The organism is Actibacterium sp. EMB200-NS6 (assembly GCF_001305615.1).
Classification (GTDB): domain Bacteria; phylum Pseudomonadota; class Alphaproteobacteria; order Rhodobacterales; family Rhodobacteraceae; genus Actibacterium_A; species Actibacterium_A naphthalenivorans.
The window spans coordinates 682,931-706,651 of sequence record NZ_CP010869.1 but is presented as its reverse complement, the minus strand read 5'-3'; the positions used below and the strand labels follow the sequence as shown (position 1 = coordinate 706,651).

The window sequence follows — 23,721 nt, the reverse complement described above, 5'->3', positions numbered from 1 at the left end:
AGACGGCAACAGGAAACGAGGACTTTATGCCCAGGATCGGGATGGAACCCATACGCAAGAGCGCCTTGGTCGAGGCGACGATCGCCGAGATCGGCCGCACCGGATCGCTTGATGTGACCGTCAGCCAGATCGCGCGGCGCGCGGGCATGTCCAGCGCCCTTGCGCATCACTATTTCGGCAGCAAAGACAACATCTTCCTTGCCGCCATGCGCCATATCCTCACGCTCTACGCGGCAGAGGTGCGCGGCGCGATGTCGATGGCCGACACGCCCCGCGCCAGCGTCGAGGCGATCATCAGGGCAAGCTTCTCGCCGATCAATTTCCGGGCTGAGGTCGTGAGCGCATGGCTAAATTTTTACGTCCTTGCCCAAACATCAGGCGATGCCGGGCGCTTGCTCCGGGTCTATCAGCGGCGGCTGAGATCGAATCTGGTGTTTCACCTGCGCCCGCTGGCCGGTGCGCAGGCCCCCGCCATCGCACAGGGGCTGGCCGCCATGATCGACGGTCTCTACATCCGTCAGGCGCTGCGCGACGAAGCGCTCGATCCGCAGGCGACCGAAGGTTATGTGATCGACTATCTCGACATGTCGCTTCGGCTGAAGGGGGGCGCATGACCCGGCCCAACATCCTCATCGTAATGGTCGATCAACTGGCCGGCACCCTGTTTCCCGACGGCCCGGCAGAGTTTCTTCACGTGCCGAACCTCAGGGCGCTGGCCGCCCGTTCGACCCGGTTCGCCAATTGCTATACCGCCTCGCCGCTCTGCGCGCCCGGAAGGGCGAGCTTCATGTCGGGGCAACTGCCCAGCCGGACGCGGGTCTATGACAATGCCGCCGAATTCGCGTCTGACATCCCGACCTATGCCCACCACCTGCGCCGCGCGGGCTATCAGACCTGCCTGTCGGGCAAGATGCATTTCGTCGGCCCCGATCAGCTGCACGGGTTCGAGGAACGGCTGACCACCGATGTCTACCCGGCCGATTTCGGCTGGACCCCGGACTATCGCAAACCGGGTGAGCGCATCGACTGGTGGTATCACAACATGGGTTCCGTCACCGGCGCCGGGGTGGCGGAAATCACCAATCAGATGGAATATGACGACGAGGTCGCCTTTCACGCGACCCGCAAGATCCATGATCTGGCCCGCGGGCACGATCCACGGCCCTGGGCGCTGACGGTCAGCTTCACCCACCCGCATGATCCTTATGTCGCGCGCCGGAAATACTGGGATCTCTATGCGGATTGCGAACACCTTCTGCCGCAGGTGCCCGCCATGGCCTATGCCGATCACGACCCCCACGCCCGGCGCATCTTCGACGCGAACGACTGGCGCAGTTTCGACATTTCCGAGCAGGACATCCGCCGCTCCCGCCGCGCCTATTTCGCCAATATCTCCTACCTCGACGACAAGATCGGCGAGATACTGGACGCGCTGGCGGCGACGCGGCAGGAGGCGATCGTGGTGTTCGCGTCCGACCACGGCGACATGCTGGGCGAACGCGGGCTGTGGTTCAAGATGTGCTTCTACGAAGGCGCGGCGCGGGTTCCGATGATGATCGCTGCCCCGTCGATGGCGCCGGGCCTTGTGCAAACCCCGGTCTCCAACCTCGATGTGGCCCCCACGCTCTGCGATCTGGCCGGCGTCCCGATGGACGAGGTGATGCCCTGGACAGATGGCGAAAGCCTTGTGCCGCTGGGCCGGGGCGGGCGCCGCGACACCCCGGTGGCGATGGAATATGCCGCCGAAGGCTCCTATGCGCCGCTGGTGTCGCTGCGCTATGGCCGGTGGAAATACAACCGCTGCCTGCTGGACCCGGATCAACTGTTCGATCTGGCGGCGGACCCGCACGAGTTGACGAACCTGGCGGATGATCCGGCCCATCAGGGCACCCTGCACAGCCTGCGCGCGAAATCCGAGGCGCGCTGGGATCTGGCCGCTTTCGATGCCGCCGTGCGCGAAAGCCAGGCCCGCCGCTGGGTGGTGTACGAGGCCCTGCGCAAGGGCGGTTACTATCCGTGGGATTACCAGCCGCTTCAGAAAGCATCCGAGCGCTACATGCGCAACCACATGGACCTGAACCAGGTCGAAGAGAACCAGCGCTTTCCCCGCGGGGAATAGCCAGACCCCAAACCGCCGGAGGCACAGAACCCCGTGACCCTACGCTGCCAACCGACCGCAAGCCATTTCGTGAACGGCACCCCTTTCGAGGATGAGGCCGGCGCCCCGTTCGACGTGATCTACCCCGCCACCGGCGAGGTGATCGCCCGGCTGCATTCGGCCACGCCCGCCGTGATCCGCGCCGCGCTGGAAAGTGCCCGCGCCGCGCAGGCCGCCTGGGCCGCGCGCACCGGCACCGAACGCGGCCGGGTGCTGCGCCGCGCGGCCGACATCATACGTGTGCGCAATCGCGAACTGAGCATTCTAGAGACCTTCGACACCGGCAAACCGCTGCAGGAAACGCTGGTCGCGGATGCCACCAGCGGCGCCGACGCGCTCGAATATTTCGGCGGGCTGGCCGGAAGCCTCACGGGCGAACATATCCCGCTCGGCGCCGACTTTGTTTATACGGTGCGCGAACCGCTGGGGGTTTGCGTCGGGATCGGGGCGTGGAACTACCCCACGCAGATTGCCTGCTGGAAGGCCGCGCCGGCGCTGGCCTGCGGCAATGCGATGGTGTTCAAACCCTCTGAGACGACCCCGCTTTGCGCGCTCTGGATCGCCGAGATCCTGATCGAGGCCGGGGCGCCCGCCGGGCTGTTCAACGTGGTGCAGGGGCTGGGCGATGTCGGCGCAGCGCTGGCCACCGATCCCGGTGTCGACAAGGTGTCGCTGACAGGATCTGTGCCGACCGGGCGCAAGGTTTACGCCGCCGCAGCCGCCGGGCTGAAACATGTGACGATGGAGCTGGGCGGAAAATCCCCCCTGATCGTCTTTGACGACGCCGATCTGGACGATGCCGTCGGCGGCGCGATTCTGGGGAACTTCTATTCCTCGGGGCAGGTCTGTTCCAACGGCACGCGGGTTTTCGTGCACCGCCGGATCAAGGAGGCGTTCCTGAACCGGCTGACCGAACGGCTGGCCGATGCGGTGATCGGTGACCCGATGGACGAGGCCACCAGCTTCGGCCCCATGGTCAGCGCCCGTCAGATGGAGATCGTGAAAGGCTTCATCGCCAGCGGCACCGGCGAAGGCGCACGGCTGATTACCGGCGGGCGCCAGATCGACAGACCGGGGTATTTTCTGGAGCCCACCGTCTTTGCCGATGTCACCGACGACATGACCATCGCCCGCGAAGAGATTTTCGGGCCGGTGATGTCGGTGCTGGATTTCGAGGAGGAGGACGAGGTGATCGCCCGCGCCAATGACACCGTCTATGGGCTGTCGGCCGGGGTGTTCACCCGCGATCTGACCCGCGCCCACCGGGTGATCGGGCGGCTGCAGGCGGGAAGCTGCTGGATCAACACCTACAACCTCGCCCCGGTCGAGGCCCCGTTCGGCGGCGTCAAGCAATCGGGCGTGGGGCGCGAAAACTCCAGGGCAGCGATAGAGCACTATTCGCAGCTCAAATCCGTCTATGTCGCGATGGGCAAGGTCGACGCGCCGTTCTGATCGGGCGGGGCACCGGCGGGCGACGGGCAAGGAAAAGGGCAGGACATGGAAGCGGATTTCATCATCGTCGGGGCCGGCAGCGCGGGCTGCGCCATGGCCTACCGGCTGTCGGAAGCGGGCGCATCGGTGCTGGTGATCGAGCATGGCGGCAGCGATGCCGGCCCGTTCATTCAGATGCCGGCCGCCCTGTCCTATCCGATGAACATGCCGCTTTACGACTGGGGCTATCGTTCGGAGCCGGAACCGCATCTGGGCGGCCGCCGCCTGGCCACGCCGCGCGGCAAGGTGATCGGCGGATCATCCTCGATCAACGGCATGGTCTATGTACGGGGGCACGCGCGCGATTTTGATCATTGGGCCGAAAGCGGCGCCGAGGGCTGGGCCTATGCCGATGTGCTGCCCTATTTCAAACGGATGGAAAACTGGCATTCGGGCGGGCATGGTGGCGACGCGGCCTGGCGCGGCACCGACGGGCCGCTGCATGTCACGCGCGGGCCGCGCGACAACCCGCTGCACCGGGCATTCGTCGAGGCCGGGCGGCAAGCCGGATACCAACTGACCGATGACTACAACGGCGCCCGGCAGGAAGGCTTTGGCCCGATGGAACAGACGGTCTGGAAAGGCCGCCGCTGGTCTGCCGCCAATGCCTATCTGCGCCCGGCGCTGCGACGTGAAAACTGTGGCCTCGTGCGCGCTTTCGCCCGCAAGGTGGTGATCGAGGAGGGCCGCGCCACCGGCGTCGAGGTGGCACGCGGCAGCGGCATCGAGACCATCCACGCCCGGCGCGAGGTCATCCTTGCCGCGTCATCGCTGAATTCGCCGAAACTGCTGATGCTGTCGGGCATCGGCCCCGCCGCGCATCTGGCCGAGCACGGGATCGGCATCGTGGCCGACCGTGCCGGCGTCGGGCAGAACCTGCAGGATCATCTGGAGCTTTACATCCAGATGGCCTCCAAACAGCCGGTGACGCTGTATAAACACTGGAACATCCTGTCCAAGGCGCTGATCGGGGCGCAATGGCTGCTGTCGAAGCGGGGGCTGGGCGCGTCGAACCAGTTTGAAAGCGCGGCCTTCATCCGCTCGCGGCCCGGCGTCGAATATCCCGACATCCAGTATCACTTCCTGCCGATCGCGGTGCGCTATGATGGCAAGGCCGCCGCCGAGGGGCACGGGTTTCAGGCCCATGTCGGCCCGATGCGCTCGGCCAGCCGTGGCGCGGTGACCCTGCGCTCGGCCGATCCGGGAGAGGACCCGTGCATCCGCTTCAACTACATGTCCGATCCGCAGGATTGGGCGGATTTCCGCACCTGCATCCGCCTGACCCGCGAGATTTTCGCGCAAGAGGCTTTCCGCCCCTATGTGCGCGATGAAATTCAGCCCGGCGCCGGGGCGCAGACCGACGAAGAGCTCAACGCCTTCATCCGCGACCACGCCGAAAGCGCCTATCACCCCTGCGGCACCGCCCGGATGGGGCGGCGGGACGATCCGATGGCCGTGGTCGACAACCAGGCCCGCGTGATCGGGGTGGATGCGCTGCGGCTTGCCGACAGTTCGGTGTTTCCGCGCATCACCAACGGCAACCTGAACGCACCCTCGGTAATGGTAGGCGAAAAGGCGGCCGACCATATTCTTGGCCGCCGCCCCCTTGCACCGTTGAACGATGCGCCCTGGGTACCTCCAGACTGGCAGACGCGGCAGCGCTGAGGATGCTCCGGCGCGCGCTGCCGGTCAGAACGCCTGCCCCAGCACGCCGCGCAGGATATCGGCCATCTGCCCGATTTCGCTTTCGCTGGCAACAAAGGCGGGCGCGAGGATCAGCGCGTCGCCCGTGGCCTTCACATGCAGGCCCGCGTCGAACAGCCTGCGCTGCACCGCCATGCCTTTCGCACCCGGCTGATCGCCCGGTGCAAGCTGCACCCCCGCCACCATGCCATAGCCGCGCAGATCACTGACCTGCGGCAGGTTGCGCAGGCCAAACACCGCATCCAGAAACACCGGCGACAGCGCCCTGGACCGCTCGAACAGGCCGTCGTCGCGATAGATGTTCAACGCCGCCAGCGCCGCAGCACAGGCCACCGGATGCGCCGAATAGGTATAGCCGTGCATGAGCTCCGGCCGATCCGCGCCCTCGGCGGCGGCGAACACCGCATCCTGAATCTCGGTTTTCACGCCCACGGCACTCATCGGAACGGCGCCGTTGGTCAGGGCCTTGGCCATGGTGATGATGTCGGGCGTGACCCCGAATTCCTGCGCGGCAAAGGCCGATCCGGTGCGCCCGAAGCCGGTGATCACCTCGTCGAACACGAGCAGGATGCCATGCCGGTCGGCAATCTCGCGCAGCCGTGCCAGATAGCCCTTGGGCGGCACGATGGTGCCGATCGAGCCGGCGATCGGTTCCACGAACACCGCCGCGATTGTTTCAGGCCCGTAGGTCTTGCAGATCTCTTCCAGATCGTCGGCCAGATGCGCGCCGTCATCGGGCTGGCCCCGGGTAAAGCGCTGATCCTCGCTCCAGGTGTGGCGCATGTGCACGACGTCGCAGGTGGCGCCCGAAAAGTCGCGCCGGTTCCCGACCATCCCGGCCAGGGCGGTGCCGCCTAGGTTGACGCCGTGATAGGCCCAGGCGCGCGAAACGAAGCGGGTGCGCTGGCCCTGCCCCCTGGCCCGGTGATAGGCCAGCGCGATCTTCATGGCGCTGTCCACGGCCTCGGACCCGGACGCGCCGAAGAACACACGGTCGATCCCCTCGGGCAGCAGCGCGGCCAGCCGCTCGGCCAGTTCGAACGAAACCGGCGCGGCGCGCTGGAAATGCGGCGTGTAGTCCAGCTCCATCAACTGGCGGCTGACGGCCTCGGCGATTTCCGGGCGCCCGTGGCCCGCCGCACTGCAAAACAGGCCCGACGAGCCATCCAGCAGTTCATCGCCTTCGGGCGTCCAGTAACGCACACCCTTGGCCTTCGCGAAAACCTGCGGGTTCTGCCGGAACGCGCGATTGTTGGTAAAGGGCAGCCAGTGGTGATCCATCGCCATCGCCTGCGTGTTCATGTTCATGGCGCGCAACTCCTATAAAGCGGTGATTGCAGGCTAGCCAAATCAGACCCCGAAGGATTAGAGCCACAGCATATAAACCTAGGTGCCAATGCCGGCGTCGGGGTTGCATTGCCCCGCGCCCCGGCGTTCAACTTGGCGCGTTAAAGCAGCAGAAAGGCCCAGACATGACCCGAACCGTTTTGATCACCGGCGCCACCGCCGGTTTCGGCGCAGCGACCAGCCGCCGTTTCGTCGCCGAAGGCTGGAAAGTGGTCGGCACCGGGCGCCGGGCCGAGCGGCTGCGGGAACTGGCCGACGAGCTGGGCAACAGCTTTCACGGCGCGGCCTTCGACATCACCGACGAAGCCGGCACACGCGCCGCGCTGGCCGCGCTGCCCGACGATTTCGCCGGGATCGACGTTCTGGTGAACAATGCCGGCCTCGCACTCGGCACCGCGCCCGCCCCGAACACCAGCCTGTCGGACTGGAAACGGATGATCGACACCAATATCACCGGGCTGGTCACGATTACCGATCTGATGCTGCCCGGCCTGATCGAGCGCAAGGGGATGATCGTCAACCTGTCGTCGGTCGCGGCGCATTACCCCTATCCGGGCGGCAATGTCTATGGCGGGACGAAAGCGTTCCTGCGGCAATTCTCGCTTGGTCTGCGGTCGGATCTGCACGGCACCGGGGTGCGCGTCACCTCGATCGAGCCGGGCCTGTGCGAAAGCGAATTCACGCTGGTCCGCACCAAGGGCGATCAGGCGGCCCATGATGCGCTGTATGGTGGTGCCAACCCGATTCAGCCGCAGGATATCGCCAACACCATCTACTGGGTCGCCAGCCAGCCGCCGCATGTGAATATCAACAGCCTGGAGGTGATGCCCGTCAGCCAAAGCTGGGCGCCGTTCCAGATCTACCGTGGCGGCTGAGCCCGCTCCTGGGCGATCACCTGCCCGAGCAGCGTGATACCCTCTGCGATCTTGCGCGCCTCGATCGCGCCGAACCCCAGCCGCAGGCGGTTTTTCGGCGCGTTCGTACCGTGGTAATGCACATCCCCGGCCTCGACCAGCAGGCCCTGCTGTTCGGCCCGGCGCTGCACCGCGCGCGCGCTGACGCCCTCGGGCAGCGCCAGCCAGATGCCGGAGCCGCCGGTCGTCATGGTGACCGCGCAATCGGGCAGCTGGCGGTCAAGCTCGCGCATCATCAGCTTCCACCTGGCGGCAAGCTCTTTGCGGTGGCGCCGGATATGGGTGTCGTAATGCCCTTCGGCCAGAAACAGCGCCATCGCCCGCTGCGCCAGCGCCGAGGGGTGGCGGTACATCAGCCGCCGCAGCGCCCGAAGCTCGCGGATCACCGGGGCGGCGGCGGCGACAAAGCCCAGCCGCAGCCCCGGAAACAGCGGCTTGGTCAGGCTGCCGATGTGGATGACCCGCCCCGACACATCCAGGCTTTTCAGCGTCGGGTGCTGGGCACCGATGAAGTTCAGCTCATGTTCGTAATCATCCTCGATGATCAGAAAGTCGTCGCGCCGGGCGGCTTCCAGCAAGGCAAGGCGGCGCTCCATACTCATGGTGACGTTGGTGGGGGCCTGATGCCCCGGCGTGACATAGACCAGCGCAGCGCCTGAAAAATCGCCCATGCGCATGCCGTTGCTGTCCACCGCATGCGGCACGAGCTGCCCGCCCTGCGCGGCAAAGATGTTGCGCGCGTCCACATAGCACGGATCTTCCAGATGCACCTGCGCGCCGGGCCTGCAAAACAGCCCCCCGGCCAGAAACAGCGCGTTCTGCGCCCCCACTGTTACCAGCAATTCCTCGGGGCCCGCGCGAAACCCGCGATGCGGCAGCATGCGGCGCTGGATCTGTTCGATCAGCATCGGGTCGTCGCCATCCACCAGATCGCCGACCCAGGCATGGGCATGCCGGCGCGTGCCCGCCATCCGCACGCAATCGCGCCAGCGCGCGATCGAGGTTTCGTCCGCCGCGACCTGACCGTAGATGAACGGATAGGCATAACCCTTCCAGTCGCCCCGCTTGACGATATTGGGCTGGCGCGAATAGCGGCCGGTCATATGTGCGGTGAAATCAACCGCTTCCACCGGCTCACCCGGCCGGACCAGACCACCTACATCGACATTCAGCTTGTCGCGCAGAACGCTTTCGTCGACGAAATAACCCCGGCGGTTGACGGTGCGGATATAACCGTCCTGCGCCAGCCGCTCATAGACCAGCATCACCGTGTTGCGCGACACGCCGATCTGCTCGGACAGCACGCGGGTTGCCGGCAGCGGATCATAGGGCGACACCTTGCCGGCAAGGATCGCCTCTATCAGGCGTTCCTGTATCTGCTGCTGCAGGGTCTGATCCGCGCGGAACGGCGTTTCGAATATGCGCTCTAGCATGCGATGCCCGCTTCCTTCCTGGATTTCACGGCAAGGCACAGCGTGGTGCCAAAGACATAGGCACTCCAATACCGTCATCGCGCGAAAACCGCCCTGGCACCATAGTTTTCACTATCTGGCTCTAAGCTCTCAGCAAAACCCTATCCTAACCTTTTTGCAAGCGCAGAAACTGTGGGCGATCGCTCTTGCCCCTCTGCTTTCGGATCGTCGCGAAGTGCCGGTCCTGCGCCCAAAAAACGAGTTACGAATAAATCCAATGGGGAACTTCATGACCACACCTTCCAAAACGCTCCGCAACCTGAACCGGCGGCGCTTTCTGCAAAGCTCGGCGGCTGTCACCGCCGGCCTTGCCGCACCCGCGATCGTCAGCCGACAGGCGCTGGCCTCGTCGGGCGAGATCAACATCATGATGTGGTCCGACTATCTGCCGCCCAGCTTTGTCGAGGCGTTCGAGGGCAGCACCGGCATCAAGATCAACTTCACCGGCATCGGCTCGAACGAAGAGATCATCAACAAGCTGAAGGCCACCGGCGGCGAAGGGTTCGACATCGTGTCGCCCACCGTGAACCGCAACCTGCTCTGGGCCGAACTGGGCCTGCTGCAGCCCTTCGACATGAGCAAGATCGCCATCGAAAAGGTCAACCCGGCGATGGCGCTGGGCGATGCCCACTGGAATTTCGACGGCAAGGGCAGCCACTGGGTGCCGCATATCTGGGGCACCGAAGGCGTGGCGTGGCGCACCGATCTGTTCACCCCGGCGGGCGAGTTCCCCTCCTACTACGACATCTGGGATGACGCGAATGCCGGCAAGACCATGGGCCGCGGCCATTCCATGCTGCTGGGCCTCGGCCTGGGGCTGGAGCGGATCGGCGAGCTGGAGCCGGGTTCGATGTGGGCGGCCTATACCACCCCCGAAAAGATGACCGAGGTCTGGACCAAGGTCGTCGATCACGCCATCGCCAAGAAGGGCAACATCAAGCTGATCTGGAACGACGCCGACACCCAGAAGAACGGGCTGCTGAACGAAGGCGTCATCGTGGGCCAGACATGGGATGGCCCGCCGATCGCGCTGAAAACCGCAGGCGAGCCGGTGATGTACCGCGCGCCGGTCGAAGGGGCGATGGCCTGGGTCGACGGCATGGCGCTGCCCACCGGCGCCAAGAACATCGAGCAGGTCTACGCCTTCATCGACGCCTGCTATAACCCCGAATGGGCCGGCACGGCGATCCAGACCCATGGCTATAACAGCCCGGTGCTGGGCGCCGATGCCTTTGGCGGCGAGATCTACGCCCAGAACTTCGCCGATGCCTACCCCGGCGAGGCACTGGCCAACCTGAACGCCTGGCCGGCCGAAGGGCCGTGGTATTCCGAGATGCGCACGGAATTCACCAACAAGTTCCTGTCGGCCTGACACGGGCAAACCGGGCCTCGCGCCCGGCCACGGGCGGGGGACCACCCCCGCCCTTTTCCTTTCCCGAGCCGCCGCCCCCGGCGCGGCCCTTCCCAGCGGACCCAAGCCCGACATGCGCAACAGAACCGTCCTTCTCGATCACGTCTCCATCCGCTTTGGCGATTTCACCGCCGTGGACAATGCCAACCTCAAGATCGACAGTGGCGAGTTCTTTTCGTTCCTCGGCCCGTCGGGTTGCGGCAAGACCACGCTGTTGCGCTGCATCTCGGGGTTTTCCGATCCGACCGAAGGCAAGGTGCTGATCGGCGGCAAGGACATGAAGGGCGTCGGCCCCAACAAGCGGCCCACGGCGCTGATCTTTCAGCATCTGGCGCTGTTCCCGCTGATGAGCGTGGCAGAAAACATCGCCTTCCCGCTGGAGGTACGCGGCGCATCCAAAAAAGACCGCCGCAAGCGGGCAGATGAATTGCTGGACATGATCGCGCTGCCCGGCATCGGCGACAAGAAAGTGTCGGAACTGTCGGGCGGGCAGAAACAGCGCGTGGCCATCGCCCGCGCCTTGGCGGTGGAGCCCGACATCCTGTTGCTGGACGAACCGCTCTCGGCGCTGGACCTGAAACTGCGCCAGCACATGCGCGCCGAGCTGCGCGCGATTCAGCAGCGCGTCGGCGTCACCTTCATCTATATCACCCATGATCAGGGCGAGGCGCTGACGATGTCGGACCGCGTGGCGGTGATGAACAGCGGCGTGATCGAACAGGTCGGCGCGCCGAATGTGATCTACAACGCCCCGCGCACGGCCTTCGTCGCGTCCTTCGTCGGCGAAAACAACGCCATCTCCGGCAAGGTCGCGGGCCAGACCGAAGGGATGGTCACGCTGAACACGCCCGTCGGCCCGGTCAGCGGCCGCGCCGCGGGCGGGCGCAAGTACAAGCCGGGCGAGCAATGCAGCCTGTTCATCCGCCCCGAGCAGTTGACCCTGACCGGCGAGGCCGGGCCGAACACGATCAGCGCCACGTTGCGCAGCCAGGCGTTCGAAGGCGCCAGCACCCATCTGCTTGCCGATTGTGCCGGCACCCGTCTGCGGCTGAGCCAGATCAACACCGGGGCTGCGGCGGCGCCGCTTGCCCCCGGCGCCGCGCTGACGCTGGCCTTTGCCCCGGAGCATGCCACCGTGCTGCCCGCCGGTCCGATGGCATCGGAATAACCCATGGGAAATTTTCGCACCGCGTTCAACAGCTTTGCAGGCCGCCACGGCATGGGCGTGGCCCTGTTCGTGGCCATCGCCGTTGCCGCCTGGGTGATCTTGCTGATCGTCCTGCCGCAGCTTTCGATGCTGGATTATTCGTTCCGTCACAACCTTCCGGCCAGTCAGATCGGCGGACCGGATGACACCTATACGCTGGAAAACTATCGCTATTTCATGTTCGGCAATGACGACGGGCTGAACACGCTCGATATCGGCATCCTGCTGCGCACGCTGATCGCGGCGGTATTCGTGACCATTCTGGACGTGATGATCTGCTATCCTATCGCCTTCATCCTTGCGCATTCGGCCAGCGGGGTATCGGCGCGGCTGATGGTGATCGGGCTGATCATTCCGTTCTGGGTCAACGAGATCCTGCGCGCCTTTGCCTTCCGGGTGCTGTTCGGGGCGACCGGGCTGATCAATTCGGTCGGGCTGGGCATGGGGCTGTGGGATGCGCCGGTCGATTTCATCCGGGCCGATGTCGCGCTCTATTCGGGCCTCGCCTATGCCTATATCCTGCTGATGATCTTCCCGATCTACAACGCCGTCGAGGCGCTGGACCGCGCCCAGATCGAGGCCGCGCGCGACATGGGCGCGCCCTGGTGGCGGGTGCATTGGCGGATCGTGCTGCCGATTGCCAAGCCCGGTATCGCCTCGGGCGCGACGATGGTGTTCATGCTGACCTCGGGCGCGCTGGCCGCGCCGCAAATCCTGGGCGGGCCCAGCAGCCTGTGGTTCACGCAGGTGATCTATCAGTGGTTCAACCAGTCGTCGAACTGGCAGCGCGGATCGGCCTATGCGGTCATCCTTTTGCTGGTCTGCATCGCCTTCGTGACGCTGATGATGCGCGTCTTCAAGGTTTCGGTCGGGGAGATCGGCAAATGAACCCGCGCGGATCGGTCTTCAGCGCGGCCTATGCGCTGGCCTTCTTCACCTTCCTGTTCGGCCCGCTGATCATTATGGTGATCACCGCCTTCAACTCGTCGCGCTTTCCGCGGGTCACGCCGTGGGAATGTTTCACCACCGGCTGGTTCAACGTGCTGATCACCAATGACCGGCTGATGAGCGGGCTGCTGTCGAGCCTGTTCATCGGCATCGGCGTGATCGTGGTGGCGGTGCCCGTGGGGCTGGCCGGCGCGCTGGCCCTGTCGGAGCTGAGCGCGCGGCTGCGCGCGACGCTGTACACCGTGCTGATCGTGCCGATCCTGATCCCCGGCGTGGTGCTGGGCATTTCGACAATCGTGTTCTGGGGGCAGATCGGGCGCACGCTGGGCGGCCCGGCGCAGGCGTTTTTCTACAACGGCTATTTTCTGACGATCGCCGGTCAGGTCACCTTTATCTCGGCCTATGCGATGCTGGTCTTCATCGCGCGGCTGCAACGGTTCGACGCCACCCAGACCGAGGCCGCGCTGGATCTCGGCGCCAGCCCCGGGCAGGCGTTCCGCAAGATCCTGCTGCCGTTTCTGGCCCCCGCGATCGGATCGGCGGCTTTCATCACGCTGCTGGCGTCGTTCGAGAATTACAACACCACCGTCTTCACCATCCTGTCGGGCAACACCTTTACCACCGCGCTGGCCTCGAAAGTGCGGCACGGCACCGATCCGTCGCTTTCGGCGCTGGCGGTGATCATCATCTCGATCACCCTGATCGGCGCGCTGACGCATGAGGCGTATATCCGGCGCAAAACGCTGCTGGACAGCGGCAAGGCAGAGCAATCGGCGATTTTCGGCAACCCGGTGCTGCGGCTGCTGACCCACCCGGGCGCGGTGCTCGCGCTTTTGCTCTGCATCGCCGGCGGGCTGGTCTGGCTGGGCAGCAAGCATGACAGTTCGGTCTGCGAAGCCGGCATTCTGGAAGAAAAACGCGCCATCCAGCGCCAGCTTCAGGAAGAGCAGCGCAGCCGGATCGACGCACAGAAAAAGGCCGGCGGCCAGACGCAAACCCCGGCGGAAGGCGGGGCCGGGAACCCATCGCCCTTCGGCGGGGCGTTCACCGGCGGGCTTGCGCCGGAGAGCGCGGCGCCAGAACCGGCGGCGCCCAGCAATCCGTCGCCCTTCGGCGGGGCCTTCAACCCCGGCACCCTTGCGCCCGCGCCCGAATGATGGCCCGATAGGCGGCAGGCGCAGCACGGAGAAACGGCATGGCGTATCGGATCACGCTGGAACAGACGCGGTTCGTATTTCCCGATCTGAAAACACTGATGGCCCGGGCCACCCCGCAGCGCAGCGGGGATGAGCTGGCAGGGATTGCCGCCAGCGGCCCGGTCGAACGGCTGGCGGCGCAGATGGCGCTGGCCGACCTGCCACTGTCAGAGTTCCTGCGCCACGACCTGATGCAGGTCGATGACGACGAGGTAACCGCGCTGATCGCCGCCCGCCATGATGCGCGCGCCTTCGCGCCGATTGCGTCGATGACGGTGGGCGAATTCCGCGAATGGCTGCTTGACCCTGCGGTGCAGCACGATCAACTTCAGGCCCTGACATGGGGGCTGACCCCTGAAATGGTGGCGGCCGTGTCCAAGATCATGCGGCTGCAGGATCTGATCGCGGTTGCCGCCAAGCGCCAGGTCGTCACCCGGTTTCGCAACACGATCGGCCTGCGCGGGCGGCTTTCGACACGTAACCAGCCGAACCATCCCACCGATGACAGCCTCGGCATCGCGATTTCGGCGGTGGACGGGCTGATGATGGGATCGGGCGACGCAGTGATCGGGGTGAACCCGGCGACCGACACGGTGGCCGATTACATCCGCATCGTGCAGTTGCTCGATGACATCCGCAACCATCTGGAGATCCCGACCCAAAGCTGTTGCCTGGGCCATGTGACCGTCGCGCTGAAGGCGATCGAGGCCGGCGCCCCCGCCGATCTGATCTTCCAGTCCGTCGCCGGCTCGGCCAAGGCCAACACCGGCTTCGGCATCGATCTGGCGCTCCTGCGCGAGGCGCAGGAAGCCGGGCTTTCGCTGAAGCGCGGCACGCTGGGCGACAACGTGATGTATTTCGAAACCGGCCAGGGCGCGGCCCTGTCGGCAGAGGCGCATTACGGCACCGATCAGCAAACGATGGAGGCGCGCGCCTATGCGGTGGCGCGTGAATTCCGCCCGCTTCTGGTCAATACCGTCGTGGGGTTCATCGGGCCGGAATACCTGTTCAACGGCAAGCAGATCATCCGCGCCGGGCTGGAAGACCATTTCTGCGGCAAGTTGCTGGGCCTGCCGATGGGGGTCGATGTCTGCTACACCAACCATGCCGACGCGGATCAGGAAGACATGGACACGCTGCTGACCCTGCTTTGCGCGGCGGGGGTGAATTTCGTGATCACCGTGCCGGGGGCCGATGACATCATGCTGAACTATCAGTCACTGTCGCATCATGACGCGATCTTCGCGCGTGAAACGCTGGGCCGCCCGCCCGCGCCGGAATTCGCCACCTGGCTGGAAACGGTGGGACTGACGGCGGCGGACGGCACGTTGCGCGCGGCATCCCCGGCGCTGACCGAGCGGCTGTCGGGCACCGGGCTGCTGGAGGCCGCGCCATGACCCGCGCCCCCGCTGCCCCGCCGCTGAAATCGCTCGCCGCGCTGACACAGGCCCGCGTGGCGCTGGGGCGCGCGGGCGCGGGGCAGCCCACGCGCGCCGCTCAGGCCTTTGCGCTTGATCACGCCCGCGCGCGCGAGGCGGTCTGGTCGGCCATGGAGTGCGACACGCTGGAGCGCGCGCTGCAGGATGTGCGCACGATCCGCCTGCACAGCGCGGCGGCGGACCGGGCCGAATACCTGCGCCGGCCGGATCTGGGGCGCAGGCTCGGGCCGGGCGCTGCGGCGGCGCTGGCCGGGGCGGGTGGCGCGGATGTCGCCATCGTGGTCGCCGACGGGCTGTCGGCCACCGCCGTCAACCTGAACGCGGCGCCGGTGGTGCGCGCCCTGCTGGCCCGGCTGGCGCAGACGCGGCTGACCGCCGGGCCGGTGATCCTGGCCGAGCAGGCGCGGGTCGCCCTGGGCGACGCGGCGGCCACGGCGCTAGGCGCGCGCGCCGTTGTCGTGCTGATCGGCGAACGGCCGGGCCTGTCTTCGGCCGACAGCCTTGGCGCCTATGTCACCTGGGCCCCTGCGCCGGGCACGCCGGATTCGCGGCGCAACTGCGTATCGAACATCCGCGACGGCGGGCTGCCGCCCGACGCCGCCGCCGCGCAGATCGCGGCGCTGCTGTCGGACATGCGCCGCACGGGTCAGAGCGGCGTGGCGCTGAAGGATCTCGTGGCGCGGGCGCCGGAGATCGAATAAACTGCAAGGATCGACAGCCGCCGGCAGAACAGGAACGCAAGAGATGAACGCTGTTGAAGCCGGCAAGGTCGAAACGCTGACCGCGCTGGAGGCCGGAACGACGGCCGAAGCCGCGATGGCGTTTTTCGACAGCCTGCAGCCGGTGGCGCTCGGCACGATGATCGGATCGTGGCGCGGATCGGGCCTGCCGACCGGCCATCCGCTGGACGGGCTGCTGGAACGCGCCAACTGGCATGGCAAACGATTTGACAGCCCGGAAGATGTGCATCCGCTGGTATTTTCAGGCGGCGGCACGCAGCTTTATTCAGTGAACCCCGCCAGGGTGCCAATGGGGCTGATCGCCAGCCATCCCGGCCTTTTCAACAGCCGGCTCGCCGCGTGCCTGTTTCCGACGCTGCGCAGCTTTCTGCGCACCCGAAAACCTGCGGCGCGGCTGCGGATGACCGAATATCGCGGCGTGACAAGCGCGACGATGCTCTATGACGCGCTGCCGATCAACGATATCTTCCGCAAGATCGACGACGACACGCTGCTCTGCCTGATGGATATGCGCGGGGCGCAGGCGCCGTTCTTCTTCGTGCTGCGCAGGGAAACGGGTGTGGATCAGGCCGCGCGCGATTGATCCGCATCAATCGGGATCTGGCCGGCTGGTGATAGGCTGCCACCCAGGCATCAAGGCCTGGGAGGAAACACAGCGTGATCAACCTGAATGACATCGAAGACATGTGCACCCTGACGCGCGAAGAGATCGCGGCGATCGCGGAACATGAGCACGTGCCGGAATTCGACGCCACGATGCTTGCGGAATATCTGATGCATCTGCCCAAGGGCCCGCAAACCGTGAACCGGATGATCTGTGATGATGCGCGCGCGGCGCTTCACGCGGGCAACCTGACGCACGCGCGAGAGCTGTTCACGGTGCTGCAACACTTTATCGCGGACCACCCCGAGGCGATCCGCGGCGCGCAATAGCTGCGATCCCGTCAGGCTTCGGGTTGTTTCATCCGCATCATGACGTTCGTTTTCAGAACGAACTGATGATAGAGCGCGGCGACCACATGGATCAGGAACAGCGCCAGCAGCAGGATGCGCAGCGCGCTGTGAACGCCGGCGGCGGCATCGACACGGCCGAACCACGCAAGCGCGCCCGTGATCGGCATCACGATCATGAGCGCATAAAAGCTCCAATGGATGACAGCGGCAGCCATCTTCAGCGCCGGATGTTCCTCTTCCGGCGGCACCGGCGCGCCCCGCTGCATCCGCACGACAAGCCGCCACAGCGCCAGTACAAGCACCAGCAATCCGCCGAACACGTGGCTGGCGATCAGCGGGCTGAAGTCGACGGTTCCGCCCTCTTCCAGCAGCTCCCATGCGGCGACGATCGACTCGTGCAGCAGATATTGCAGAATGATCAGCGCGGCGATGATCCAATGCAGGCGGATTTGAAGGCGGGAATAGCCGGTGGGGCTGGGCATGCGGGGTTCCTCTTCCAGATGACGTGGCGCGGTTCACCCCTATTGTACGCCGCGGCGGCGGGGTTCCGTCACGAAAACTCGCCAGGCGGGAAATATGCCGCAGCGCGGCACAGGGCATTGACAGCCGCGCTGGCAGCGGGTGACGCTGGGGCATTCATTTCCCGATCGAGGTATATCATGTTCCCCTACCCCACATTTCCCCCCTACCCCGACTGGAGCAGCCATTTCTGCGCCCCGTTTTCCGGCGATGTGATCCAGAACATCGAACCGCGCGTCTTTTCCCCGGACATCGCCGGCGACGCAGAGATGGAAGAGCGCATTCACATGAACGTCGCCAGCTACGGCAAGCAGCTCGGCAAGATCCTCGAGGCGCTCGAGGTGCTGTCAGAGGCGACCGGCACCCCCCTGCCCGCCATCACCGATCTGATCGCCCGGGTCGAGGCCGAAAAGGCCGAATGCCGCGGCACCATCCGTGCCCAGGCCGAAGCGGCGCTGGCGCGGCTGAAACAGGTCGATCCCGGCGCCTGGCAGCAGGTCAGGGGCGGTTAGCGCTTTTTCACGAACTCGGTCAGAATGACAATCCGCTGGCCTTCGACGCGGCCTTCGATCTGCCCGGCGTTATCGGGCACCAGTGCGATGCCGCGCACGGCCGTGCCGCGCTTGGCGGTAAAGCCCGCGCCCTTGACCGGCAGATCCTTGATCAGCGTCACGGTATCGCCGGCGGCCAGCACGGTTCCGTTGCTGTCGCGATGCGCCACGGCGGCCACCGCCGCCCCGGCCTCGGCCCAGGTGCGGGTGTCATCCTCAAGATAGAGCATATCGGAAAGGTCGCGCGCCCAGGCGTGGTCTTTCAGCCGGTCGAGCATCCGCCAGGCCAACACCTGCACCGGCGCGTGCTCTGACCACATCGAGGCGCCCAGGCAGCGCCAGTGGTCCGGCTCCGGCGTTCCCGCGATCTGTTCGCGGCAGGTCTGGCACAGCCAGGCGGCCATGTCGGCGCTGCCGTCAGCGTCGGGGCCGACGGCGCAATCCTCCAGCCCGTCGGTGCCGCCGCACAGCTCACAGACGCCGCCGCTGCGGGCGATCAAGGTATCCTGAATGGTCATGCTGGTTCCGGTCTGTTGTGTGCCGCCGGGATAGCCGGTTTGGCCCACGCTGGCGACCGCTTATTGCACCTGCCGGAACAGTGGCGGCGGGCCGCGCGCCGCGCTATCACTCGGCGCATGATGAAACAGGAGAGACCGATGGCCCGCATCATTCTGACATTCGCTGCCCTTGCCGCCCTGACCGCCTGCGCGACGGTCGAAGGGGTTGGCAAAGACCTTGAAACCGCAGGGAAAACCATCTCCAGCGAAGCGCGTGAGGCACAGGCGGGCATGTAGCGCGGGAACCATTCGCGGCGCGGCGCGTTGGGCCGGCGACACTCAACAACGGAGACTGAAATGACCCGCATCCTTCTGACCATCGCCGCCCTTGTGACCCTGACCGCCTGTGAAACCATCGACGGCGCCGGACAGGATATCGAAAACGCCGGCGAAGCGATTTCTTCGGAGGCACAACAGACGCAGGCCGAGATGTAATCGGCCCGCGCCACGCCTGGGGCGGTGCCGTCAGAAGGACCAGACGACCGTGTCTTCGCCCAGCATGGCCCCGGCCATTGCCGGCGGCGCCGCAACGCCCACACCCTCAATCAGCACGTCGGGCGAGGCCCCCTTCCCGGGCAGATAGATCGCGCAGACATTTGCTTTCGCGCCGTTTTTGATCGCCGCCTGCAACAGGCCCTGCGGGCTCATTCCCTTGGGCGGCTGGCCCGCGGTGGCGCTTTCGGGCGCCGCTTTCAGGGCGATGTCGCCGCCTGGGCCGCACAACAGAATCTGCACGTCACGCCCCGTCTGCACCGCCTGCATGGTCAGCACCATGCTCATGAGCTGGGTCTGGGCATCGGGCGAGGTGACAACAGTGACCAACTTGTCGGCCTCTTCGGCCAGGGCCGGTGTCGCCAAAAGGGCGAGCGCCGCGAAAGCGGCCTTTACGGTCTTCATCATGGGATGTCCTTCCATGGGGGAAATTGCCACGCGTTCCATGAGGGAAGGTAAAGATATATATAATATTATGAATACGTCGGAGTGTCGCAGCGAACCTGTGTTCTAGCTCTTCAGCTGCTCCAGCACGGGCGCGATCTCGCAAAAACGCGGCAGCCGGTCCGCCCCGGCGCTTTGCCGCCCCATCCAGCCCATGCAGCGCTGCGCCCGCCCGCAGGCACAGCAATGGGCGATCGTTTCGCCATAGGTATCCCGCGTCAACCTGCCGGATTTCAGCGCGGCGTTCAGGTTCACCCCGATGGTCCGCGCCATGCCCTGTGTCAGCCAGAAATGCCGCGAGAGTCTGCCACGGTCTTCCATGGCTCACCCCACGCGCAACGAATCCAGAAGATCCTTGTTCCGGCAATAGGCCGGCGCGGCATCCGCCCCGTCCACATGCTCGGCCAGGAAATCCCGGCACGCCCCGGCCTGCAGGCAACCGACGCAGCGCAGCACCGTGTTGCGCATCTGCTCGGGCCGCATGTGGCCGCGCTGCGCTTCTTCGGCCAGATCCACGCCAAGCGTATCGGCCATGCGCGTCACCAATTCCGCGTGCTCGTCAAGCTTCTTGAAACCAAACATAACTTCTCCTCTCCGAAATCCGCCACCGATTTCAGAAGAGCAGACAAGGCGCCGCCGCGCCTTGATGCGTGTCAAATTCCGCTAGAGCGTGGCCGCGACCTGCGCCACCTTCTGCTGACGCTGGCTGTTGGGCGGGTGAGAGCCCAGGAAACGGTCGCCGGGATCGGGGATGCGGGTGAAATAGCGCGCGCCCAGCACCGGGTCGTAGCCCGCCTTGTGCGCGATCACGGTGCCGAGCCCGTCGGCGTCCAGCTCCATGTCCTTGGAAAACACCCGGCTGCCCAGCGTCGCGCCAAGCCGCTGGGCGCTGTCCACGCCGGCCTGATCGGCGCCCGAAAGCGTGGCACCGGCGCCCAGAAGCAACGCCCCGACAAGCGAGGTCTGCTGCTGTTTGGGGATATGCCCCTCGATGTGATGGCCGGCCTCATGGCCCATGATGAAGGCAAGCTCATCGGGGTTCTGCGCATCGGCGATCAGCGCCAGCGTGAAGGTGATCACCGGCCGGCCCCGCGCGTCAAGGCTCTGATAGGCGTTGGCGGGCTGATCCCCGCGCCGGTCGACGACGATCTGGAAATCGCAATTCGTGCCCGCGGTGCGTGCGCGACATTCCGATTCGGCCACCGGCTCGACCCGCTCCACCACGCTTATGAAATTGCGGGCGGCGACGTCGGGGGCCAATCTGGCAACCGGCGGCGCGGTTGGCGTGCTGGGCGTGGTGGTGGTGACGCAGGCCGACAGGGCCAGAAAGATCAGCGGCAGGAAAAGGCGCATGGGGTGTCTCCGAAAGATCCGTATGGCAAGATAGGCGGTCCGCGCCCGAAGGCCAACCACCGCCCAAAGCCACGGGCAGACTTCTGCCCGGCCCAGCGCCCCGGCGCAACGGCAAAGCAATTGCGCTATTCCCTTCGCCCGGCCCACGCGCTAGCCTGCGGGCATGTTTACCATCGAACATGAATTCGACGCGACTGTCGTGACCCTTGTGGACGAAGGCCCCGGCCATCTGCAGGAAGACGTGACCATTCAGGCGTTCGAGGAATGCGTGACCATCGAGCAATACGATCCGCGCAGCGATGCGGTCATGAAGGTCACCCTGTCGATGGTGCAGCTGAACGAACTGGCCGCCGCGCTGGACCTGCCCGAAGGTGTCTATAAACTGTCGCCCGCGCAGGGCTGACGCTTACTCCAGCACCCGGAACAGCTTGTCGCGCGCGCTGTGCCCGCGCAGCAGCGCCAGCCGCGATTTCGGCACGCCCAGCGCCTTTGACAACAGCTTCACCACCGCCGCGTTGGCCTTGCCGCCCTCCGGCACCGTGGTGACATAGGCCCGCAACGCGCCTCCCTCCTCGAGCTTCAGCATATTGCGCGAAGCCTTGGGCGTCACGCGCAGCGTGATCTCGGTGCCGGGGGCGCCAAGGTGGCGCAAATCGGGGATGGTCACGCGGCGCTGCCTTTCCGGATGGTTTGTTCCGCAGCGCAGCATGGCCGGTTGCGCCCGCGTTGGCCACAGGCGCCGTGGCCGCATGCGTGCCAAAGCCCGGAGCTTCCTGTTTTCGGGTTGAATTACACGCCCGCAGCGCCGAAATCTGTTGCAACCAATACCGGAGTCCACATGCCCAATCCGAATCCCGCGGTGATGGAGTTTCTCCTCACCCGCCGCTCGCGCCCCGCGAAAACGCTGACGGCGCCGGTGCCTGACCGCAACGCGCTGATGCCGATCCTGACCGCCGCCGCGCGCACCCCCGATCATGGCAAGCTTGAACCCTGGCGCTTCATCGTGCTGGAACGGCCCGCGATGCAGCGGCTGGCGGCGCTGGTGGCTGATCGCGGCGCCGCGCTGGGGATGGCGCCCGAACAGGTGGAAAAGGCACGTCAGGCCTTTGCCGACGCCGGGCTGGCGGTGGCGGTGATCTCCTCGCCGAAACAGTCGGACAAGGTGCCGCAGATCGAACAGGTCTATTCCGCCGGCGCGGTCTGCCTGGCGCTTGTCAATGCGGCACTGGCCTCGGGCTGGGGCGCGAACTGGCTGAGCGGCTGGCCGGCCTACGATCCGGTCATCACCGAACAGGGGCTGGGGCTGGCCCCGGGCGAAAGCGTGGCCGGGTTCGTCCATATGGGCACCGAAACCGCACCGCCGCCCGAGCGTCCGCGCCCGGATGTCAACGCGCTGACCACCTGGGTCGGCGCATGATCCTTTCGGATTTCCTGAAAGCGCTGGCGCAGCTTTCCGATCCGCGTTTCCGCCGCGTGCTGTTTCTGGGGCTGGGCCTGACCGTGGCCCTGTTGATGGGCGTGACGCTGGTGTTCATCGCCCTGATCGGCTGGCTGGTGCCCGAAGGCATGGTGCTGCCCCTGATCGGCGAGGTTCACTGGCTGGGCGAGCTTTTGTCTTTCGCCACCGTGGGGCTTATGATCTTCCTGTCCACCTTCCTGATGGTGCCCGTCGCCTCGGCCTTCACCGGGCTGTTTCTGGATGACGTGGCCCAGGCGGTGGAAGACAGGCATTACCCGAACCTGCCCCCGGTACCGCGCATCGGTTGGTATGAAATCTTCCGCGACAGCGTCAACTTCTTCGGCGTGCTGATCGCCGTGAACCTTGTGGCGCTGGCGCTGTATTTCTTCGTCGGCCCGTTCACACCGGTGCTGTTCTGGGCGGTCAACGGCCTGCTGCTGGGGCGCGAGTATTTTCAGATGGTGGCGATGCGGCGGCTGGGCCGCAAGGGCGCCACGGCGCTGCGCAACCAATACTGGCTGCGGATCTGGCTGGCCGGAACGCTGATGGCTATTCCGCTATCGGTGCCGATCGTAAACCTGCTGGTGCCGGTTCTGGGCGCGGCCACCTTCACCCATCAGTTCCACCGGCTGCGGGCAAGGTCATCCGGTTCAGCGGATCCAGATCGCGGATGGAAATCACCCCCGACAGGATGATCCCCGCGATCACCGCCCACAGCACCACGGTGATCACCGTCACAAGCCTTGCCGTGCGCCCCGCCTTGAAATTCGCGGGCGCCCCGGCATGGGTGCCCGGCACCACATCGCCCTCGTCGCCCTGGGTTCGCAGGCGGATCGGCAGGATGATGAACAGCACCATGAACCAGATCACCGCGAACAGAACCAGGGCGGCGGTGATAGACATCAGACCTGCTCCAGCTCGATCAGGCAGCCATTGAAATCCTTGGGGTGCAGAAACAGCACCGGCTTGCCATGGGCGCCGATCTTCGGCTCTCCCGTGCCCAGCACGCGGGCGCCAGACGCCTTCAGCCTGTCACGCGCGGCCAGAATGTCATCCACCTCGTAACAGATGTGATGGATGCCGCCCGAGGGGTTCTTTTCCAGAAACCCCTTGATCGGGCTGTCTTCGCCCAGCGGATACAAAAGCTCTATCTTGGTGTTGGGCAGTTCGATGAAAACCACCGTCACGCCATGATCCGGCTCATCCTGCGGCGCGCCGACCTTTGCGCCCAGCGTGTTCGAATATTGCGCCGATGCGGCCTGCAGGTCCGGTACGGCGATGGCGACATGGTTCAGCCGGCCAATCATGGGCACACTCCTTTACCTCGGTTTGGCGCAGGTTATGCGGCCACCGCGCCCATACCGC

The 23,721-nt window shown here is 65.7% G+C and carries 30 protein-coding genes; 19 read left to right on the top strand and 11 right to left on the bottom strand.

Going from position 1 to position 23,721, the window contains the following annotated elements:
- Positions 1-26: 26 nt before the first annotated feature.
- Genes betI through betA form a run of 4 tightly spaced genes read left to right on the top strand, consistent with a single transcriptional unit; the run spans position 27 to position 5,314 of the window.
- Positions 27-614 (top strand): transcriptional regulator BetI, encoded by a 588-nt coding sequence (betI, locus tag TQ29_RS03545; protein WP_052071423.1) that lies wholly within the window; start codon positions 27-29, stop codon positions 612-614.
- Complete coding sequence (betC, locus tag TQ29_RS03540; protein ID WP_054538042.1) at positions 611-2,119, top strand: choline-sulfatase; 1,509 nt, start codon at positions 611-613, stop codon at positions 2,117-2,119. The genes betI and betC overlap by 4 nt, the downstream gene beginning before the upstream one ends.
- 33 nt (positions 2,120-2,152) lie before the next feature.
- On the top strand, positions 2,153-3,610 hold the full coding sequence (gene betB, locus TQ29_RS03535) for a betaine-aldehyde dehydrogenase (protein WP_054538041.1): 1,458 nt from the start codon (positions 2,153-2,155) through the stop codon (positions 3,608-3,610).
- Positions 3,611-3,655: 45 nt separating this feature from the next.
- Positions 3,656-5,314: a choline dehydrogenase gene (betA, locus tag TQ29_RS03530; protein ID WP_054538040.1), complete on the top strand. Its 1,659-nt coding sequence runs from the start codon at positions 3,656-3,658 to the stop codon at positions 5,312-5,314.
- A 24-nt stretch (positions 5,315-5,338) separates the two neighbouring features.
- Here betA and TQ29_RS03525 read toward each other — a convergent pair whose 3' ends face one another.
- Positions 5,339-6,661: an aminotransferase class III-fold pyridoxal phosphate-dependent enzyme gene (locus TQ29_RS03525; protein WP_157445505.1), complete on the bottom strand. Its 1,323-nt coding sequence runs from the start codon at positions 6,659-6,661 to the stop codon at positions 5,339-5,341.
- 164 nt (positions 6,662-6,825) lie between these two features.
- Here TQ29_RS03525 and TQ29_RS03520 point away from each other — a divergent pair, with 164 nt between their 5' ends.
- Entirely contained in the window at positions 6,826-7,575 is a 750-nt protein-coding gene (locus TQ29_RS03520; RefSeq protein ID WP_054538039.1) for an SDR family oxidoreductase, read from the top strand.
- On the opposite strand, the gene TQ29_RS03515 is transcribed toward TQ29_RS03520, so the two are convergent.
- Positions 7,560-9,047 (bottom strand): PLP-dependent aminotransferase family protein, encoded by a 1,488-nt coding sequence (locus tag TQ29_RS03515; protein ID WP_054538038.1) that lies wholly within the window; start codon positions 9,045-9,047, stop codon positions 7,560-7,562. The genes TQ29_RS03520 and TQ29_RS03515 overlap by 16 nt on opposite strands.
- 268 nt (positions 9,048-9,315) lie before the next feature.
- Here TQ29_RS03515 and TQ29_RS03510 point away from each other — a divergent pair, with 268 nt between their 5' ends.
- From TQ29_RS03510 to TQ29_RS03475, 8 genes are all read left to right on the top strand, one after another.
- Positions 9,316-10,458, top strand: coding sequence for a substrate-binding domain-containing protein (locus TQ29_RS03510; RefSeq protein ID WP_054540305.1), 1,143 nt, complete (start codon positions 9,316-9,318; stop codon positions 10,456-10,458).
- Positions 10,459-10,570: 112 nt separating this feature from the next.
- On the top strand, positions 10,571-11,665 hold the full coding sequence (locus TQ29_RS03505) for an ABC transporter ATP-binding protein (RefSeq protein WP_054538037.1): 1,095 nt from the start codon (positions 10,571-10,573) through the stop codon (positions 11,663-11,665).
- 3 nt (positions 11,666-11,668) lie between these two features.
- A complete protein-coding gene (locus tag TQ29_RS03500; protein ID WP_054538036.1) occupies positions 11,669-12,592 on the top strand; it encodes an ABC transporter permease in 924 nt (307 codons plus the stop codon).
- Complete coding sequence (locus TQ29_RS03495) at positions 12,589-13,809, top strand: ABC transporter permease (RefSeq protein WP_054538035.1); 1,221 nt, start codon at positions 12,589-12,591, stop codon at positions 13,807-13,809. Before TQ29_RS03500 ends, TQ29_RS03495 begins: the two co-directional genes overlap by 4 nt.
- Before the next feature lie 38 nt (positions 13,810-13,847).
- The gene (locus TQ29_RS03490; RefSeq protein WP_054538034.1) at positions 13,848-15,245 is read left to right on the top strand and encodes an ethanolamine ammonia-lyase subunit EutB; all 1,398 of its coding nucleotides are present in this window, start codon (positions 13,848-13,850) and stop codon (positions 15,243-15,245) included.
- The gene (gene eutC / locus TQ29_RS03485; protein WP_054538033.1) at positions 15,242-15,988 is read left to right on the top strand and encodes an ethanolamine ammonia-lyase subunit EutC; all 747 of its coding nucleotides are present in this window, start codon (positions 15,242-15,244) and stop codon (positions 15,986-15,988) included. Before TQ29_RS03490 ends, eutC begins: the two co-directional genes overlap by 4 nt.
- 43 nt (positions 15,989-16,031) lie before the next feature.
- Complete coding sequence (locus TQ29_RS03480; protein WP_054538032.1) at positions 16,032-16,610, top strand: DUF4334 domain-containing protein; 579 nt, start codon at positions 16,032-16,034, stop codon at positions 16,608-16,610.
- Between the two features lie 74 nt (positions 16,611-16,684).
- A complete protein-coding gene (locus tag TQ29_RS03475) occupies positions 16,685-16,960 on the top strand; it encodes a hypothetical protein (RefSeq protein ID WP_052071250.1) in 276 nt (91 codons plus the stop codon).
- A gap of 11 nt (positions 16,961-16,971) precedes the next feature.
- On the opposite strand, the gene TQ29_RS03470 is transcribed toward TQ29_RS03475, so the two are convergent.
- A complete protein-coding gene (locus tag TQ29_RS03470) occupies positions 16,972-17,463 on the bottom strand; it encodes a cytochrome b (RefSeq protein WP_054538031.1) in 492 nt (163 codons plus the stop codon).
- Between the two features lie 177 nt (positions 17,464-17,640).
- On the opposite strand from TQ29_RS03470, the gene TQ29_RS03465 reads away from it, so the two are divergent.
- Complete coding sequence (locus TQ29_RS03465; RefSeq protein ID WP_054538030.1) at positions 17,641-18,012, top strand: hypothetical protein; 372 nt, start codon at positions 17,641-17,643, stop codon at positions 18,010-18,012.
- Here the strand turns inward: TQ29_RS03465 and TQ29_RS03460 are convergent.
- On the bottom strand, positions 18,009-18,569 hold the full coding sequence (locus TQ29_RS03460; RefSeq protein ID WP_054538029.1) for an alkylphosphonate utilization protein: 561 nt from the start codon (positions 18,567-18,569) through the stop codon (positions 18,009-18,011). The two genes, TQ29_RS03465 and TQ29_RS03460, sit on opposite strands and share 4 nt — an antisense overlap.
- Positions 18,570-18,707: 138 nt before the next feature.
- Here TQ29_RS03460 and TQ29_RS20195 point away from each other — a divergent pair, with 138 nt between their 5' ends.
- Together TQ29_RS20195 and TQ29_RS03455 are read left to right on the top strand one after the other, a co-directional pair.
- Complete coding sequence (locus TQ29_RS20195; RefSeq protein WP_081940086.1) at positions 18,708-18,845, top strand: entericidin A/B family lipoprotein; 138 nt, start codon at positions 18,708-18,710, stop codon at positions 18,843-18,845.
- A gap of 60 nt (positions 18,846-18,905) precedes the next feature.
- Positions 18,906-19,043 carry an entericidin A/B family lipoprotein gene (locus tag TQ29_RS03455; RefSeq protein WP_037205149.1) on the top strand — a complete coding sequence of 46 codons (138 nt, stop codon included), beginning with the start codon at positions 18,906-18,908 and terminating at the stop codon, positions 19,041-19,043.
- A gap of 30 nt (positions 19,044-19,073) precedes the next feature.
- Here TQ29_RS03455 and TQ29_RS03450 read toward each other — a convergent pair whose 3' ends face one another.
- The 4 genes from TQ29_RS03450 to TQ29_RS03435 form a co-directional block, all read right to left on the bottom strand.
- Entirely contained in the window at positions 19,074-19,508 is a 435-nt protein-coding gene (locus TQ29_RS03450) for a DsrE family protein (protein ID WP_054538028.1), read from the bottom strand.
- 102 nt (positions 19,509-19,610) lie between these two features.
- Positions 19,611-19,865 carry a DUF6455 family protein gene (locus TQ29_RS03445; protein WP_054538027.1) on the bottom strand — a complete coding sequence of 85 codons (255 nt, stop codon included), beginning with the start codon at positions 19,863-19,865 and terminating at the stop codon, positions 19,611-19,613.
- Between the two features lie 3 nt (positions 19,866-19,868).
- Positions 19,869-20,126, bottom strand: coding sequence for a DUF6455 family protein (locus TQ29_RS03440; RefSeq protein WP_054538026.1), 258 nt, complete (start codon positions 20,124-20,126; stop codon positions 19,869-19,871).
- A gap of 81 nt (positions 20,127-20,207) precedes the next feature.
- The gene (locus TQ29_RS03435) at positions 20,208-20,897 is read right to left on the bottom strand and encodes a M48 family metalloprotease (protein ID WP_054538025.1); all 690 of its coding nucleotides are present in this window, start codon (positions 20,895-20,897) and stop codon (positions 20,208-20,210) included.
- A gap of 163 nt (positions 20,898-21,060) precedes the next feature.
- On the opposite strand from TQ29_RS03435, the gene TQ29_RS03430 reads away from it, so the two are divergent.
- Positions 21,061-21,300, top strand: coding sequence for a hypothetical protein (locus tag TQ29_RS03430; RefSeq protein WP_054538024.1), 240 nt, complete (start codon positions 21,061-21,063; stop codon positions 21,298-21,300).
- 3 nt (positions 21,301-21,303) lie between these two features.
- On the opposite strand, the gene TQ29_RS03425 is transcribed toward TQ29_RS03430, so the two are convergent.
- Positions 21,304-21,564 (bottom strand): DUF167 domain-containing protein, encoded by a 261-nt coding sequence (locus TQ29_RS03425; RefSeq protein WP_054540304.1) that lies wholly within the window; start codon positions 21,562-21,564, stop codon positions 21,304-21,306.
- Positions 21,565-21,735: 171 nt separating this feature from the next.
- On the opposite strand from TQ29_RS03425, the gene TQ29_RS03420 reads away from it, so the two are divergent.
- A complete protein-coding gene (locus tag TQ29_RS03420; RefSeq protein ID WP_054538023.1) occupies positions 21,736-22,314 on the top strand; it encodes a nitroreductase in 579 nt (192 codons plus the stop codon).
- Positions 22,311-23,051 carry an EI24 domain-containing protein gene (locus TQ29_RS03415; RefSeq protein WP_054538022.1) on the top strand — a complete coding sequence of 247 codons (741 nt, stop codon included), beginning with the start codon at positions 22,311-22,313 and terminating at the stop codon, positions 23,049-23,051. The genes TQ29_RS03420 and TQ29_RS03415 overlap by 4 nt, the downstream gene beginning before the upstream one ends.
- Here the strand turns inward: TQ29_RS03415 and TQ29_RS03410 are convergent.
- Positions 22,966-23,259, bottom strand: a complete 294-nt coding sequence (locus TQ29_RS03410; RefSeq protein ID WP_054538021.1) for a DUF1467 family protein — start codon at positions 23,257-23,259, stop codon at positions 22,966-22,968. The two genes, TQ29_RS03415 and TQ29_RS03410, sit on opposite strands and share 86 nt — an antisense overlap.
- Positions 23,259-23,663, bottom strand: coding sequence for a methylmalonyl-CoA epimerase (mce, locus tag TQ29_RS03405; RefSeq protein WP_054538020.1), 405 nt, complete (start codon positions 23,661-23,663; stop codon positions 23,259-23,261). The genes TQ29_RS03410 and mce overlap by 1 nt, the downstream gene beginning before the upstream one ends.
- Positions 23,664-23,721: the final 58 nt, after the last annotated feature.

What these genes read in the sequence shown, in the direction of transcription:
- TQ29_RS03495 (WP_054538035.1), top strand. Translation starts at nt 12,589, where the DNA reads ATGAACCCGCGCGGATCGGTCTTCAGCGCGGCCTATGCGCTGGCCTTC.
- TQ29_RS03430 (WP_054538024.1), top strand. Translation starts at nt 21,061, where the DNA reads ATGTTTACCATCGAACATGAATTCGACGCGACTGTCGTGACCCTTGTG.
- TQ29_RS03415 (WP_054538022.1), top strand. Translation starts at nt 22,311, where the DNA reads ATGATCCTTTCGGATTTCCTGAAAGCGCTGGCGCAGCTTTCCGATCCG.
- TQ29_RS03480 (WP_054538032.1), top strand. Translation starts at nt 16,032, where the DNA reads ATGAACGCTGTTGAAGCCGGCAAGGTCGAAACGCTGACCGCGCTGGAG.
- TQ29_RS03520 (WP_054538039.1), top strand. Translation starts at nt 6,826, where the DNA reads ATGACCCGAACCGTTTTGATCACCGGCGCCACCGCCGGTTTCGGCGCA.
- TQ29_RS03515 (WP_054538038.1), bottom strand. Translation starts at nt 9,047, where the DNA reads ATGCTAGAGCGCATATTCGAAACGCCGTTCCGCGCGGATCAGACCCTG.
- TQ29_RS03525 (WP_157445505.1), bottom strand. Translation starts at nt 6,661, where the DNA reads ATGAACATGAACACGCAGGCGATGGCGATGGATCACCACTGGCTGCCC.
- TQ29_RS03505 (WP_054538037.1), top strand. Translation starts at nt 10,571, where the DNA reads ATGCGCAACAGAACCGTCCTTCTCGATCACGTCTCCATCCGCTTTGGC.
- TQ29_RS03490 (WP_054538034.1), top strand. Translation starts at nt 13,848, where the DNA reads ATGGCGTATCGGATCACGCTGGAACAGACGCGGTTCGTATTTCCCGAT.
- TQ29_RS03410 (WP_054538021.1), bottom strand. Translation starts at nt 23,259, where the DNA reads ATGTCTATCACCGCCGCCCTGGTTCTGTTCGCGGTGATCTGGTTCATG.
- mce (WP_054538020.1), bottom strand. Translation starts at nt 23,663, where the DNA reads ATGATTGGCCGGCTGAACCATGTCGCCATCGCCGTACCGGACCTGCAG.
- TQ29_RS03445 (WP_054538027.1), bottom strand. Translation starts at nt 19,865, where the DNA reads ATGGAAGACCGTGGCAGACTCTCGCGGCATTTCTGGCTGACACAGGGC.
- betA (WP_054538040.1), top strand. Translation starts at nt 3,656, where the DNA reads ATGGAAGCGGATTTCATCATCGTCGGGGCCGGCAGCGCGGGCTGCGCC.
- TQ29_RS03440 (WP_054538026.1), bottom strand. Translation starts at nt 20,126, where the DNA reads ATGTTTGGTTTCAAGAAGCTTGACGAGCACGCGGAATTGGTGACGCGC.
- TQ29_RS03470 (WP_054538031.1), bottom strand. Translation starts at nt 17,463, where the DNA reads ATGCCCAGCCCCACCGGCTATTCCCGCCTTCAAATCCGCCTGCATTGG.
- betC (WP_054538042.1), top strand. Translation starts at nt 611, where the DNA reads ATGACCCGGCCCAACATCCTCATCGTAATGGTCGATCAACTGGCCGGC.
- TQ29_RS03465 (WP_054538030.1), top strand. Translation starts at nt 17,641, where the DNA reads ATGTTCCCCTACCCCACATTTCCCCCCTACCCCGACTGGAGCAGCCAT.
- TQ29_RS03460 (WP_054538029.1), bottom strand. Translation starts at nt 18,569, where the DNA reads ATGACCATTCAGGATACCTTGATCGCCCGCAGCGGCGGCGTCTGTGAG.
- TQ29_RS03435 (WP_054538025.1), bottom strand. Translation starts at nt 20,897, where the DNA reads ATGCGCCTTTTCCTGCCGCTGATCTTTCTGGCCCTGTCGGCCTGCGTC.
- TQ29_RS03450 (WP_054538028.1), bottom strand. Translation starts at nt 19,508, where the DNA reads ATGATGAAGACCGTAAAGGCCGCTTTCGCGGCGCTCGCCCTTTTGGCG.
- TQ29_RS03510 (WP_054540305.1), top strand. Translation starts at nt 9,316, where the DNA reads ATGACCACACCTTCCAAAACGCTCCGCAACCTGAACCGGCGGCGCTTT.
- eutC (WP_054538033.1), top strand. Translation starts at nt 15,242, where the DNA reads ATGACCCGCGCCCCCGCTGCCCCGCCGCTGAAATCGCTCGCCGCGCTG.
- TQ29_RS03420 (WP_054538023.1), top strand. Translation starts at nt 21,736, where the DNA reads ATGCCCAATCCGAATCCCGCGGTGATGGAGTTTCTCCTCACCCGCCGC.
- TQ29_RS03455 (WP_037205149.1), top strand. Translation starts at nt 18,906, where the DNA reads ATGACCCGCATCCTTCTGACCATCGCCGCCCTTGTGACCCTGACCGCC.
- TQ29_RS20195 (WP_081940086.1), top strand. Translation starts at nt 18,708, where the DNA reads ATGGCCCGCATCATTCTGACATTCGCTGCCCTTGCCGCCCTGACCGCC.
- TQ29_RS03500 (WP_054538036.1), top strand. Translation starts at nt 11,669, where the DNA reads ATGGGAAATTTTCGCACCGCGTTCAACAGCTTTGCAGGCCGCCACGGC.
- betI (WP_052071423.1), top strand. Translation starts at nt 27, where the DNA reads ATGCCCAGGATCGGGATGGAACCCATACGCAAGAGCGCCTTGGTCGAG.